The organism is Natrinema caseinilyticum, assembly GCF_024227435.1.
Lineage (GTDB): Archaea > Halobacteriota > Halobacteria > Halobacteriales > Natrialbaceae > Natrinema > Natrinema caseinilyticum.
The window spans coordinates 2,822,330-2,836,132 of the sequence record NZ_CP100445.1 but is presented as its reverse complement, the minus strand read 5'-3'; the positions used below and the strand labels follow the sequence as shown (position 1 = coordinate 2,836,132).

Below are 13,803 nucleotides of genomic sequence, written 5' to 3'. Positions count from 1 at the left end.
ATCCGCCTCTCGGGCCGTTCCCGCGACCTCCGTTCGAGCGTCGAGGAGGTCGGCTCACGCGCTGTCCCGTCCAGTTCATGCTCGGACCACTCCAGGATTCGTTTCGCTCCGTTCGAACGTCTCTATCAGCCGTGCAGCCGTCGCTTCCCACGTGAACTCGTTCGCACGTTTCCGTCCCGCATCGGCCATCCGACGACGAGTCCTGTCGTCGGTGAGCACCGTCTCGATTGCCGTCGCGAACGCTTCCGTGTCCTGTGGATCGACGAGTATGGCACCGTCGCCGACCACCTCCGGCAGGGAGGCCCTGTTCGACGTGATCACCGGGGTTCCACAGGCCATCGCCTCGAGCGGTGGAAGCCCGAACCCTTCGTAGAGCGACGGATAGACGAACGCCGATGCGGTCCGGTACAACAGCGGCATCTCGTCCTCGTCGAGGTACCCGAGGTGGCGGACCGACTCGTGTTCGCTGATCGCCGCGGCTTGCTTCGACGGCGGAGACCGGCCGGTGAACACCAATTCGACGTCGTGTCCTCGCAGGCGGTCCTCGTCGGAGACCGCATCGATTACTGTCCGGATGTTCTTCCGCCGGCCGACGTTACCGCCGTAGACGGTGGTCCCGGACAGATCGTACCGATCCCTGAATCGGGCGCGTTCGGCCGGAGATCGGTCGACCCGAAACCGATCGTCGACGCCGTGGTATATCACGTCGATATCGCTCGGCTCGGCCGCGGTATAGGCCACGATGTCCGCCTTGGTGTTCTCCGAGACCGCTATTATCCGACTCGCGCGCTTGCACGCGAGGCGGATCATTCGTTGCATGTATACCCGGTCGGGGACGGGATAGTAGTCGGCGTCCACGAAGTAGCCGAGATCATGGATGGTCACGACTGAGACGCCGTCGAAGGGAATCGGAACGACGTTCTTCGGGAACCACCCGAGGTTCAGATCGAGCTTTCGGAGGAGATACGGGACGACGAGGTGGTCGGACAACACGGGGACATCCGTCCGCGCGTCGACGTGACTGAAGGCTGGCGACTCGAGTTCGACCGACGGAGCGTCGTTACTGAGTACCACCACCTCGTCGCGCCACATCTCGCACAGGTGGGGAAGGACGTTCGAGAGGTAGGTTCGCGTCCCACCGGCACCGGTGAGTTCGCGTCCGGGAACGGCGAGTTTCATGCTTCGGGTCCCCCCGTATTCGGCGGTCGGTTGCGTTCCTCGGACGCCGCGTCACGCGTCCCACCGGCAGCGCCGAGAACGTTCTGGTACCGGGTGCCGATTCGGTCCCAACCGTACCGCTTCTCGAGACGTGCTCGCGATTGCGCCTGTAACCTCGAGCGCAACGCTGGATCGGAGAGGAGCCGCGACAGGGCGGCCGAAAACGACGCCGTGTCTTCGGGATCGACGGTCAGTCCCGCGTCGCCGATCACTTCGGCGGTTCCGCTGTACTTCGATGCGACGATGGCGGTCCCCGCCGCCATCGCCTCCTGTAACGCCACGGGACAGTTCTCGTGGCTGGACGGGAAGACGTAGATCTCTGACGTCTCGAGGAGTTCGGTGAGCGTTTCGCGGTCGACCCAGCCGGGAAACGAAACCGACTGATCGAGTCGATCCGCCCGCCGTTCTAAGGCCGGCAGGTACGGGCCCTCGCCGGTGATCACGACCTCCCAATCGGTGTCGACTGCGGCGAGCGCATCGAGGAAATGCTGGATCCCCTTTCGTTCGAAGAGGCGACTCGTGAGGAGGATCCGATCAGTCGTCTCGCGGTTTGCGTCGTACGTCTCGTGGTCGAAGCCGTTCGGGACGACCTCGACTTCGACCTCGTCCGACGTGTCCGAGTCTGCCGACCGGATCAGTTCGGAGAGATAGTTTGAAGGCGAGACGACGCAGTCCGCCCCCGCGGCGATGCGCCGCCAGATCGGCCCCGTGGCCCGATGAAGCACGTCGAACCGGTCCGGATTGTACCCCGGAACGTCGGAGCCGTGGGCGGTTATCACGTAGGGAACGCCGTAACGCGCGTTCAGACTCAGCGCGATCACACCGGTCGGAACGATAAAGTGGGTGTGAACGACGTCGTACGACCGGCGAGACAGGAGCCGACGCGCCCGGAGAAATCCGGTCGGGATGTAGCTCGCCATCTCGTGCGGTCGTGACATCGACCGTGAGCCGCGCAGAGAGGGGACACGGTGGATTCGAATGCCCCGTCTGTTCTCCCGGGACGGGAGATCACCGTACCCCATCGTGACGACGTCGACATCGTGCCCCCGGTCGACGAGGGTGGCCGCGAGTTCCTCCGATACCGGCGCGGCACCCCCACCGAGCGGCGGAAACTCGTAATTAAGCGTCAGAACGCGCATCTTCACCCCCTCGTGTCGGCACCCGGTCAGGCGCGTTCACCGTCGACTCCGGAACGGTGGACTCGTCGATCCCACCGGTGTCGAGCACCGCCGTGACCCGGTAGGCGTCCTGCTGGCGAACCGCAAAGTAGTTTTTGATGCCGATATCCGCCAGAATTCCAGAGATGAAAAACTGAATACCGAGTAGACACATGAACACCGCAAAGAGCGGCAACGCGGTATCGGAGAGGCTCACTCCGTTGATCGTTTTCAAATAGACCGAGTAGGTTCCGCCCAGAAGCCCGATCATCGTCGTGAGGAGACCGATTCCGCCGAAAACGTGCAGCGGCCGCGCGGAATACTTTTGCCAGAACCAGACGTTCAACATGTCGATGAAGCCCTTCGGAAGGCGTTTCCAGCCGTACTTGGTCTCGCCGTTCGTGCGCTCGCGGTGGTTGACCGGACGTTCGCCGACGTCGAACCCCCGCCACGCGAGCAGTGGGGGGATGTATCGGTGCATCTCGCCGTTCAGTCGAACGGCCGCTGCCGCCTCGCGACGGAACGCTTTCAGGGTGCAGCCGAAATCGTGGAGTTCCGTGTCGAGAAAGAGTCGACGAAGCGTGGCTGCTACGCTCGAGGCCAGCGATTTCCCTCGTGGATCCTTTCTGTCGCGCCGCCAGCCGACGACGCAGTCGAGGTTCTCTCGCTCGAGCGCACGAACGAGCCGTGGAATGTCGGCTGGATCGTTCTGACCGTCTGCGTCCATGGTGACGACCACGTCCCCTCCTGCGTAGCGAAGCCCCGCATCGAGCGCGGCACTCTGGCCGAAGTTGGTCCCGAATTTCACCACCGTGACGCGGTCGTCGCTCTCGAAGAGTGTTCGGAGGATGGCGTCGCTTCCATCTGTCGAGCCATCGTCGACGAAAATCAACTCCCACTCCCGACCCAGGTCCTCGAGTATGGCACGCGTTTCCTCGTAGATGGACCGGATATTCTCTCGCTCGTTGTAGACCGGGAGCACGACAGACAAGGTCATACTGCCAATTTCGCGGTCAGAAAACACAGATAAACACCAGATCGTTTCAGCTCTTAATGGAGGGTGCGGAAATTCAAGCCGGAATTGGCGATGGAAGAGCGGCCTCGGAGAGATATCGTTCGACGAATGGTGGCCGATAGCAATTGCTATCGGGGAAAATGTTCTATTGAAAACGACGCTGAGAAGCGCTCACGTGCCCATAGTGCTCTTTTACCGGATGAGACGTTTCCAGATTTTCATTAGCCTGATCCACGGGCCTTTCTTCGGGGGCACACAATGATCCCAAGAGATGGCTTACACTGGCCGAAGTTCACCCGACGATTCGTGCAACCGATCACCGGTCTGATCGGCCGTGACGGCGTTCAGACGAAAGTACTCTCCGTGATGATCACGGCGGGAATTGTCGCGGGAGTGACGTTCGCTAGCACGTCAACTGGCGGCGTCGTCACCACCCTCACCGGTGATGAAGAGGTCGAACGAGACGGCGTCGTGACCCTCGAGGTGACGATCGAACACGACGGCGAGACGCAACTCGGGGGGTATCTGCTAACGCTCACCGATCGAGACGGCGATACCGTCGAACAGGTCTTTACCGTCGACGGGACACCGGTCACGAACGTGTCGACGTCCGAGAAGATAGACGCTCGGCACCTCGAGCCGAGACTCGAGATCAGTAATGGGGCCGCACTGCCTGGGTACGAACGCCCCGTCGGCGCTGCGGGCTACGAAGGCGCTGGCGCTGGCGACAAAGTCAGGTTGACGATCACGCTGAACGCGTCAGCGTTCGACGTCGGCGAATACGATGCCCGGGTCGACCTCGTCACCGAGCGGGTCGACGAGGAATACACCCCGCCCGCGGATACGATGCCGTCGGACGACCTCGAGACGGACCACGCCTCGAACGAGCACACCTTCAGGGTGACAGAGACGGAGGCCAAAGAGACCGCCGAGGATTCGACGACCAAAGATGCCGTCACCGAGGAGGGATCGACCGTGCCCGAAGATAACAAAACCGAAGACACCATCTCGAACGATAGCGAGTGTTCTGTGGCATCTATTGCGGACGACTCGAGTTCCGAGCGTAATGCCTCGGAGGAAATAGATTGTCCTTCGGATCCCGCCCCGAAAGACGACGATCGGCCCGAGGATACCGTGACGGAAGACGACGCCGAGCCTGACAAAAGCGTGACGGAAGACGACGTCAAGACCATGAAAATCGGGGCCCACGTGACGGAAGACGACGAGAGTGGTGCGGATTCTAACACGGACGCGGAAGGCGACGAAAGTCCTGAGAATACCACGGCGGACGACTACGCAGCCGAAAAGCCGAGCGATCAGGAGCCGATAAACGGTGCGAACTGGCCGATAGTCGCCAGCGTCGAGAACGCAACCATCGAGGAGGTGACCATCGAGGATCTGACCGTTACTGGACTTGTAATCGACGGCGCGGACGATGCCAACCAGACGACCGCCATCGAACGCTCCGCCGAGTGACGGGACGGGTGAGGACGGCCACGCGCGTGTCGACACCAGCACGGTGCACGACGACGCCACCTCGTTTTCGGTGTCAACTTTCGGAGTCATTTTGCCGGTACTCGAGGAGAAATCACGACCGTCGCCCGCTCGTCACACGGGAGAGCGAGTCCGCTCGCTGTCGGCTCCAACAGTGGATTACTTTCGAACTCGTCGTCGTGGCGAGACGAGTCGGACCCTGGCGGGAACGCGTCCGCAGACCGGTACTCCTGGCACGACCCGAAAACGGACACGCCGTGCTCCGATGACGGGGACAACAGTCTCTGTGCCGAACGAGCCTCACCGCGCGAACGGACGGGGATCGGCAGACGTATCGTCGAGAAGGAGCGTCTTGCGACCCGAAAATCCGAATCAAACGGTCAGCCGCGCTGTCGAGTGTCGAATCGGACGTCGAGTGCGGACTGCGGTCTCTCGAGCCGTCCGTAAAGACGTATTAGTCACGTGGTCTCCCTCCGGGATCGGGAGCCGTTTCGAACAGCGGCCGATTGTCCCGCGCAACGTCCGTTGTTCTATTTACTACTCTTCGTAGACCGGTGGTCACATGCAAGCCGTCGTTCTTGCTGCAGGCAAGGGGACTCGACTTCGACCGCTTACCGATGCCAAGCCGAAAGTACTCGTCGAAGTAAACGACACGCCGCTCATCGAGGACGTCTTCGACAATCTGCTCGAGATCGGTGCGACGGAACTCATCGTCGTCGTCGGATACAAGCAAGAACAGATCATCGAGCGATACGGCGACGCATACGAGGGCGTTCCGATCACCTATGCGCACCAGCGCGAGCAACTGGGGCTCGCCCACGCAATTTTGCAGGCACAGCCTCACGTCGACGACGATTTCATCCTCATGCTCGGTGACAACGTGTTTCGGGCGAACCTCAGCGACGTCGTCAACCGACAGCGCGAGGACCGTGCCGACGCGGCGTTCCTCGTCGAACAGGTCCCGTACGAGGAAGCGACCAGGTACGGCGTCCTCGATACGAACGAGTACGGGGAGATCGTCGAGGTGCTCGAAAAGCCCGAAGACCCGCCGTCGAACCTCGTTATGACCGGCATCTATACGTTCACGCCGGCGATCTTTCACGCCTGTCACCTCGTGCAGCCATCGGACCGCGGCGAGTACGAACTCCCGGACGCGATCGACCTGTTGCTCCAATCCGGGCGCACGATCGACGCGATTCGGATGGACGGCTGGCGGGTCGACGTCGGCTACGCCGAGGATCGCGACCGAGCGGAAGAACTCCTCGGCACTCGATCGGAGACGACACAGCAGTTGTAGCGCTCTCTGTCGGTGACCATCGAACAGAAACGCCGTCGGGTGCAATACCCGTCCGACGGGACTCGCGTCGCACTCGAGTGCGGGCAGCGACGCCTCGTGCATCGATTACTCGGTCGTGGACGTCTCAGACCCGTCGGATTCGGTCCCGAAGACACCGGCCGCCTCGAGTTCGTCGAGTTCCGCCTCCGAGTATCCGCGGTCCCGAAACACCGCCCGGTTGTGTTCCCCGAGCAGCGGCGGCGGGAGTTCGAATCCGCTCTCGGCGTGCTCGAACTTCAGCGGATGTTCGATCACCGGCACGGACCCGAGTTCCGGGTGGTCGATCTCGGTCACCGCATCGCGAGCATCGATCTGCGGATTGTTCAGCGCCTCTTCGACGTCGTACACGGGACCCGCCGGGACGCCGCCCTCCTCGGCGATAATCTCGATCCACTCGTCGGTCGTCTTCGCCGCGAGCGTGGCTTCGATTTCGGTCTCTAGCTCTTCTAAGTGTTCGACGCGGTCGGCGTTCGTCTCGAAGTGTTCGTGTTCCGCCAGATCCGGCCGATCGAGAACCTCACAGAGTTCCCACCAGAGTTTCTCGTTGAGAATGCAGATGTTGAGATAGCCGTCTTTGGTCTCGAAGGTCTGATACGGCGCGAGCACCGGATCTTTCGTCCCCATGCGCCGCGGCTCGGTGCCGGCGAACACCTGGCCGGCCTGCTTGGTGAGCCACGGCAGCGCCGACTCGAGCATCCCGAGATCGATGTACTCGCCCTCGCCGGTCAGCTCCCGTCGGTAGAGGGCCGTCGTGACGCCGAACGCGGCCCACATCGCGGTGATGAGATCCGTCATCGGCAGCCCGACCTTGACCGGCTGTCTGTCGGGCTCGCCCGTGACGCTCATGATCCCGCTCATCCCCTGGATGAGCAGGTCGTAGCCGGAGCGCTCCCGCCAGGGCCCGGTCTGTCCGAACGCGGAGACCGCGAGGTAGATGACGTCCTCGTTCCGCTCTGCGATCGACTCGTAATCGACCGCGAGTCGCTCGGCCGTTCCCGGACGAAAGTTCTGGATGAAGATATCCGCGTCCTCGGCGAGTTCGTACAGCGCCTCGACGGCACGCGGATTCTTCAGGTCGAGTTCGAGGCTTCGCTTGCCGTAGTTGACCGTCCAGTAGTACGGCGATTCACCGTCGATGAACGGCGGTCCCGAGTGACGAATCGCATCGCCGTAGCCCGGTTGCTCGATCTTGATGACCTCCGCGCCCTGATTGGCGAGCATCGCGGAGCAAAACCCGCCGGTAACGAACGTCGAGAGGTCCAGTACCGTTACACCCTCCAAGATTCGGTCGTCGTGTGCCATGATTCTGGATCACCGAGTGAGACCGACCGCGACCGGCCGAGTGCTGGTTCCGGGTTCTCGAGCGGCCGTCTCGAGCACGGGTTTCGTCGCGTCGACTCGCAAACGCGCGCCCGTCGGCAGCCGACTCGAGTTCGCGTTCGAAGGAGGTGACACAACATTGGACCGAGATCCGTCACTGACATCTGGCCGAGACGTAGTGATACGCCGTGACTGTCCCATAACTCGCAATCATCCGTACCAGCTGGTAAAACTATCGACGGTATTATATTCGACAGGAATCGGGCTACAATCGTTTATCGGCGCTCCATCCGGCTATTGTTACGACTCGAGCGTTTTCCGAACGGCGCAATTGTTCAGGGAAAAGACAATAACAGTGGCCGCGGTCCGATCGGCCGAGGCGGTGGCTGAAACGAGGTCCAATTCGGCGTCACCTCCCGACGTGTTTCGCCTCGGTTGGCGGTGACGGCTCGAGCGGACGGCTGTGATCGGATTCACCCCACGACTTCAGTCGTGGGATTTCTCCTCGGATTTCTGTAATTGAAGACCGCTGTGAGAGTATCGTACCGATCAATATCGGGACTACCAGGAGAGGAAGGGGTTCGGTGGTAGTGCCGGATGGAGGACCCGTCAATATCGGATGTTTGTACCGGTCTCGGTTTTAGGTTTAGGACGGTGCAATTTCTTACCACAGGTATAATATTAATGGCCGCAATCTATGGTTGTTTGTGGTATGATAGCTCTTCAGCAAGGGGTCTCGCTCGACCCACAGCAGTACATCCCGCCGCTTGTCAACGCCGTCACGACGGTCGTATTGTTCGCCGTCTTGTTCGTGGCCCTCTACCTGCTCGGGAAGTCAGTCCTCATCCGAGCAGTTGAAGCCAGTCTCAGACGCCGTGACTTCGACGAAACGCTCGTCGGGCTCGCCGTGAGTACGACCGAAGTAGTCACCGCCGTCGCCGCGGTCGCGCTGGCGGCGACGGTCGCCGGGTTCGGCGTGGTCCTCGCTGCGTTCGCGACGCTGGCAGGGGCCCTCGCGCTCGCAGTCGGTTTCGCCGCACAGGACCTCATTGCGAACTTCGTCGCCGGCGTGTTCATCATTCAAGACGAACCGTTCCGTGTTGGCGACTGGATCGAGTGGGATGGAAACAGTGGCGTCGTTCGTGAGATCACACTACGCGTGACGAAGCTGGACACATTCGATAACGAACAGGTAACCGTCCCCAACAGCGACCTCGCTAATGCGGTCGTGATCAACAACGTGGCCAACGACCTGCGCCGAGTGTCCGTCGACTTCGGCATCGGATATAGCGACGATATCGAACGGGCACGGAAGGCAATCATCGACGAGGGCGGGCGTATCGATGGCGTCTTCGAGGAGCCCGTACCGACGGCGCCTGTCACGGGATTGGGGGACTCGGCCGTCGTGCTCCAGGGCCGAATTTGGATCGATCCGGACGAAAGCAGCTACGGGGCGATACGTGCGCAGTTCATCGAGGCGGTCAAGCAGCGCTTCGATACCGACGGAATCGATATGCCATACCCCACGACGGAACTAGCAGGCGGTGTCGAAGTCGTGAACGTCGGCGAGACCAGAAAAGTCACTGGCGACTGAGCGGGCGCGAAGGTACTGCACCAGCCATCCGCTTGCGAATATTGGTCAGATTCTCGAACGCGATATGCGTACAGCCGTCGTCGGGTGCTTCTTCGCGTCGGCGTCACTAATACCGCTTTCCTCGCGAATTCGGTGGTAGACCAGCGAACGCGGCGCTACCGCTATCGCGACGGCGAGGCTGTCCGTCTCGAGGACGGGCGACTACTGACGACGTGGGCACTGGAGACTGGCCGATCGTGAATGGAGCACCGTTCAGGGAGACGACGCGAGGAGGTGGTGCTCTGGCAGTGGCCCCGTCGTAGGCTCGCCGAGGGTCCGTCAGAAACGCTGTTGAAAGCCCCCTCAGACCTGACCGCCAATGAGTGGTCTCTCTGGCGTTGGTACAGGAAATAGTGACATTGAAACGAAGAGACTGAGTGGGACAGACAGATAGTCCCCGTTACGCGCAGAAAGACGCTGAAAGTACCCCCGCCCTCGCCGCCGGTTTCAGCGGCTGCAGCGCTCTCGCCGGCGACGATTATTCCCTCCCGGCGTCCACGCGATGGCGGATCTCCGTCGACGAAACTGCGCTGAATGCAGGGCGCGTACCGGTCACTTGACATCCTCCTCGCGGTAAACGGCGGGATTCTCTCCTCGCAGAAAGATAGATGCCTCACGCGCCCCTATCTGGCCCGATGGCGATGGATGACTTCAACGCAGAGGAACTGCTCGAGACGCGTGGCTCACAACTAAAGACGAGTCTCCCCGGTGTGGTGGTGACGACGAAACTCACCGACGCGGATGCGGACGAACTGGAAGCGGTTCACCGCCGTCAGTTGGAGTTTGCGCTCGAACACGCCGAGGAAGCGAAGGAAGCGACGCGGATGTGATCTCTGCCCCGAGAGAATACTGCATACGTCCTCCGCATTCAGCACGCCGATCCTAACAGGTGACGGATAGATCTTCGATCGGTCTGTTACATCGTTCGCCCGCAAGACTCGCGTTCACCCTGAAACGTCAAGAACTGCGACCGTTTCGCTCGTCACGATCGTTCCTCGCAGAAAGCCTAGGCCGGGATTTGAACCCGGGCTCTCGTCCTTACCAAGGACGCGCTTTACCGCTAAGCTACCCAGGCACGCACTCGTTCGTTGACCGGAGTCGTCTTTATGGGTTTCGATTCGATCGGGCCGTGCGTCGGTCTGTCTCGGTCCGGTCGTGCGGTCGTCACCGGTGGTCAGGGGTCGGTCGCCGACGTCGCCCGGTCGGTCGGCCCCTCCTCGAGCGAGCGGTCGTGGAGCGTCGGTTCGAGATCGGTGAGACACTCGCTTGCCGGTGGGAACGAGGGGCCGATGGCGTCGGCGAGATCCGTGGCGACGGCGAGGAGCCACGGTGACGGCGTTTCGCCGACGGCGACGGCCCCGGTGAGGACGGCGAGTTCGAGGACGTCGCGCTCGAGGTTCGCGTCGATCGTCGTCGGATCGAGACCGTCAGTCTGGCCCTCGGTACCGGGGTCGCCGTCGCTGCCCTCGTCGGGGAGGGCCGTGCGACGGGTCTGGTCGCGTCCGAACGACTGGACGGTGCGGACGGCCTTGCCGGCGGCGTCCGTGCGTGCGAGCAGGTAGAACCCGCGGGCGACGAGAATGTCGGCGGCGAGTATCGCGAGATCGCCGTCGGCGGCGCTGTCGTCGGTCGCCGTCCAGGGTTCGTCGTGGGCGAGCGTGCGGGTCAGGCGCAGCCCTTCGTAGATGAGCTGGACCCCGGCCGCGTGCGTGACGACGCGATCGGGTTCGCACTCCCCGGTGCGGTCGTGATCCTGGTCGGATGTACGGTCTCGATCGGTTTCGGAAGGGGCGGAGCGGGGGAGATCGCCCTCGAGCGCGTACCCGTCCGCTGCCATCGCTGCGGCGCTCTCGAGGGTGAGTGTCCCGGGGACCATCGACGCTCGTTCGAGGACGGATTCGATGTAGTCGTGCAGTTGTGGTGGTTCGACGTCCGCGACGGCCTCGACGGCGGCACGCCGACAGCTGTCGGCCTTCTCCATTAGCGGGGGGTTACGAGGGCGGAGCCAAAGACCTTTGGAAACGCCCGGTCGACTGCTGCCATGATCGACGTTGACACGAACGGCTCGGTTCGCACCGTTACGTTCGACCGCCCCGAGGCGCGCAACGCGCTCACCATCGACGGACTCGAGGCCCTCGAGGCGGCGATCGACGGGGTCGACGAGCCGGTGATCTACCTCCGCGGACGCGGGCGGGCCTTCTCTGCGGGGGCGGATCTGAACGAGGTCGCGGCGCTCGAGGGAAATCGAGACCGCGCGGCCGAGTTCGCGCGCCTGGGCCAGCGCGTCGCCCGCTCGATCGAGGATTCGCCCGCGGTCGTCGTCGCGGGGATCGACGGCCCCGCACGCGGCGGCGGTCTCGAACTCGCGCTTGCCTGTGACGTCCGGGTGGGGACGCCCGACTCGACCTACGGCGAACCGGGCGTCAGCTTCGGTCTGTTCGGCGCCTGGGGCGGGACCGTCCGATTGCCCCGCATCATCGGCGAGGGCGACGCACTCGAGTTCGCGCTCTCCGGGCGGTCGATCGACGCGGCGGAGGCTCGTCGGATGGGACTGATTTCCAGGATTGAAGACGAGCCCCGATCGGTCGCCGAGGAGATCACCGCGAACGCGGCCGATGCGCTGGCCGCGTTGAAACGACGGATTCGAGACGACGGCGAGCGGGCGACGCAGGAACGACGCGAGGCCCGAGCCTTCGCAGACCTCGTCGCCGCCCACGCGGACGACGTCGACGCGCTGCTCGAGTGACCGGCGAACGGAAGCGATTTATGCGTTGACATATATGGTGCAAATATGTCCGGTCCCGTGTTTCTGGAGGGTGATCACACGACGTTGCGACCGATCGAAGAAGAGGACCTCGAGTTCCTGCAGGCACAGGTCAACGATCCGCGAATCTGGCGGCCGATCGGTCGCTCGAGGCCGCTCAATCAGGAACAAGAACACGAGTGGTTCGAGGACGTCGTTTGTAGTGACGAGAACGTGTCGCTCCTGATCGTCGACGAATCGACACCGGTGGGAAGCCTCGGGTTCAACGGGATCGACTGGGAGGTACAAAAGGCCGAACTCGGGTACTGGATCGCACCCGACCACCAGCGACAGGGCTACGGTACCGAGGCGGTGGAACAGATTCTCGAGTACGGCTTCGACCAGCTCGGGCTCCACCGGATCGAAGCTCGCGTGTTCGAACTCAACGAGCCGTCCCGCCGGTTGCTCGAGTCGGTCGGCTTCACGCAGGAAGGCGTCCACCGCGACGTCGAATTCGTCGACGGCCAGTATCGGGACGCGTACTGGTACGGGTTGCTCGAGGACGAGTGGCGCGGCGAGTGACGTGTCACAGCTGCCGACTCGAGCGGTCGAGTCGGTGACTGAGACAGCACCTACGCGAGCGGGTCCGGTGCGGGCGGCACGGTGCGCTTGTGTTCGCTTCGTTCGTACAGCCGCCGAACCTTCTCGACGGTCTCTTTCTCGACCTCGAGCAGGCGGCAGGTCGCGGCGACCGAGAGCGGACCGTCGATGTGGGTCGCGAGGACGTCGTCGAGCGTCTCGTAGCTGATCCCCAGTTCCTCCTCGTCGGTCTGATCGGCCCACAACTCGGCGGTCGCGGTCTTTTCGGCCAGGTCCTCGGGAACGCCGACGTGGTGGGCGAGCTGTCGAACCTGTCGCTTGTAGAGGTTCCCGATCGGATGACAGTCGACGGCGCCGTCGCCGTACTTGGTGAAGTAGCCTACGGCGGCCTCGCTGCGGTTTCCGGTCCCGACGACCAGCCGGCCCTCGTGATTGGCGACGAGATAGTTCAGAACCGCTCTGACGCGCGCCCGTGCGTTACCGACCGCTTCGTGGTCGCCCTCCGCGTCGGGGTACGCCGACAGCAGGGAGCCGATGATCGGTTCGATTTCGATGACGTCGTAGCTGATTCCGAGGTCCTGTGCGACCCGTTCGGCGTCGCTCATGTGCCCGTCGCTGCTGACCGTCCCGGGCAGGACGAGCCCGTGGACGCGGTCGGCGCCGAGGGCGTCGACGGTGAGATAGCCGGTCAGCGTGCTGTCGATTCCGCCGGAGAACCCGAGGACGACACCGTCAGCATTCGCGGCGTCGACCTGATCGCGAATGAACTGCGTGATGTATTCGCGCTGGCGTTCCAGTTCCGCCTCCGAAAAGCGAAGGTCGATCATGGGAGACACTTCGGAGGCAGCGGTCTAATAGGCTCCCCTCTCCGGGAAAAAGTGACCGCGCGGTCGGTTTCTACGGGGTCGCGCACCGAGCGTTCGACCGCCGTTTGTCGAAAGCACGAGACCGGTGTGACGCGCTGTATCGTCGGTGTCATCGGCGGACCGTTGAGGAGACACTATGGGCCGTTCGAATTCGACACAGGGACCGAGAGGGCGATTCTGGTCCACGGGTATACAATTGCTCGAGAGCGCTACGTTCAAGTGCGACCGGTCGCTAGGTCCGGGTGGCGAAGTGAGCGCAGTGCGCCGGTGGTGAGCAACTCCCGCGGAGTCGCGATCCTCGGCGCGAACCGTATAGGCGCCGGTGGTCTAGTGGCAGGACATGAGCTTCCCAAGCTCATAGCCCGGGTTCAACTCCCGGTCGGCGCATGTTTTCGGTGGGCGGATACTCGAGTTACGTGAG

Annotated in this window: 12 protein-coding genes and 2 tRNA genes; 7 read left to right on the top strand and 7 right to left on the bottom strand. The window is 62.7% G+C overall.

Annotated elements, in window-relative coordinates:
• Nucleotides 1-75: 75 nt before the first annotated feature.
• From NJT13_RS13815 to NJT13_RS13805, 3 genes are read right to left on the bottom strand one after another with little or no spacing between them, the layout of a single operon-like run.
• Complete coding sequence (locus tag NJT13_RS13815; protein WP_254522227.1) at nucleotides 76-1,179, bottom strand: glycosyltransferase family 4 protein; 1,104 nt, start codon at nucleotides 1,177-1,179, stop codon at nucleotides 76-78.
• The gene (locus tag NJT13_RS13810; RefSeq protein ID WP_254522226.1) at nucleotides 1,176-2,357 is read right to left on the bottom strand and encodes a glycosyltransferase family 4 protein; all 1,182 of its coding nucleotides are present in this window, start codon (nucleotides 2,355-2,357) and stop codon (nucleotides 1,176-1,178) included. The genes NJT13_RS13815 and NJT13_RS13810 overlap by 4 nt, the downstream gene beginning before the upstream one ends.
• Nucleotides 2,338-3,372: a glycosyltransferase family 2 protein gene (locus NJT13_RS13805; protein WP_254522225.1), complete on the bottom strand. Its 1,035-nt coding sequence runs from the start codon at nucleotides 3,370-3,372 to the stop codon at nucleotides 2,338-2,340. The genes NJT13_RS13810 and NJT13_RS13805 overlap by 20 nt, the downstream gene beginning before the upstream one ends.
• 324 nt (nucleotides 3,373-3,696) lie before the next feature.
• Between NJT13_RS13805 and NJT13_RS13800 the strand changes: the two genes are divergently transcribed.
• Both NJT13_RS13800 and aglF read left to right on the top strand, forming a co-directional pair.
• Nucleotides 3,697-4,866: a hypothetical protein gene (locus tag NJT13_RS13800; protein WP_254522224.1), complete on the top strand. Its 1,170-nt coding sequence runs from the start codon at nucleotides 3,697-3,699 to the stop codon at nucleotides 4,864-4,866.
• 580 nt (nucleotides 4,867-5,446) lie between these two features.
• Nucleotides 5,447-6,181, top strand: a complete 735-nt coding sequence (gene aglF / locus NJT13_RS13795; protein WP_254522223.1) for a UTP--glucose-1-phosphate uridylyltransferase AglF — start codon at nucleotides 5,447-5,449, stop codon at nucleotides 6,179-6,181.
• A 105-nt stretch (nucleotides 6,182-6,286) separates the two neighbouring features.
• On the opposite strand, the gene NJT13_RS13790 is transcribed toward aglF, so the two are convergent.
• Complete coding sequence (locus NJT13_RS13790; RefSeq protein WP_254522222.1) at nucleotides 6,287-7,522, bottom strand: CaiB/BaiF CoA transferase family protein; 1,236 nt, start codon at nucleotides 7,520-7,522, stop codon at nucleotides 6,287-6,289.
• 730 nt (nucleotides 7,523-8,252) lie between these two features.
• On the opposite strand from NJT13_RS13790, the gene NJT13_RS13785 reads away from it, so the two are divergent.
• Together NJT13_RS13785 and NJT13_RS13780 are read left to right on the top strand one after the other, a co-directional pair.
• Nucleotides 8,253-9,134 (top strand): mechanosensitive ion channel family protein, encoded by an 882-nt coding sequence (locus NJT13_RS13785; protein WP_254522221.1) that lies wholly within the window; start codon nucleotides 8,253-8,255, stop codon nucleotides 9,132-9,134.
• Between the two features lie 674 nt (nucleotides 9,135-9,808).
• On the top strand, nucleotides 9,809-10,003 hold the full coding sequence (locus NJT13_RS13780) for a hypothetical protein (protein WP_254522220.1): 195 nt from the start codon (nucleotides 9,809-9,811) through the stop codon (nucleotides 10,001-10,003).
• A 173-nt stretch (nucleotides 10,004-10,176) separates the two neighbouring features.
• Here the strand turns inward: NJT13_RS13780 and NJT13_RS13775 are convergent.
• Nucleotides 10,177-10,248 (bottom strand) — tRNA-Thr (locus tag NJT13_RS13775).
• Nucleotides 10,249-10,347: 99 nt separating this feature from the next.
• Entirely contained in the window at nucleotides 10,348-11,154 is an 807-nt protein-coding gene (locus tag NJT13_RS13770) for a DUF7114 family protein (RefSeq protein ID WP_254522219.1), read from the bottom strand.
• A 60-nt stretch (nucleotides 11,155-11,214) separates the two neighbouring features.
• Here NJT13_RS13770 and NJT13_RS13765 point away from each other — a divergent pair, with 60 nt between their 5' ends.
• Together NJT13_RS13765 and NJT13_RS13760 are read left to right on the top strand one after the other, a co-directional pair.
• Entirely contained in the window at nucleotides 11,215-11,919 is a 705-nt protein-coding gene (locus tag NJT13_RS13765; protein ID WP_254522218.1) for an enoyl-CoA hydratase/isomerase family protein, read from the top strand.
• A gap of 45 nt (nucleotides 11,920-11,964) precedes the next feature.
• On the top strand, nucleotides 11,965-12,498 hold the full coding sequence (locus NJT13_RS13760) for a GNAT family N-acetyltransferase (RefSeq protein WP_254522217.1): 534 nt from the start codon (nucleotides 11,965-11,967) through the stop codon (nucleotides 12,496-12,498).
• Between the two features lie 50 nt (nucleotides 12,499-12,548).
• Here the strand turns inward: NJT13_RS13760 and NJT13_RS13755 are convergent, their stop codons facing one another.
• Entirely contained in the window at nucleotides 12,549-13,343 is a 795-nt protein-coding gene (locus NJT13_RS13755) for an NAD+ synthase (RefSeq protein ID WP_254522216.1), read from the bottom strand.
• Nucleotides 13,344-13,698: 355 nt separating this feature from the next.
• On the opposite strand from NJT13_RS13755, the gene NJT13_RS13750 reads away from it, so the two are divergent.
• Nucleotides 13,699-13,769: transfer RNA gene (locus NJT13_RS13750), tRNA-Gly, on the top strand.
• Nucleotides 13,770-13,803: the final 34 nt, after the last annotated feature.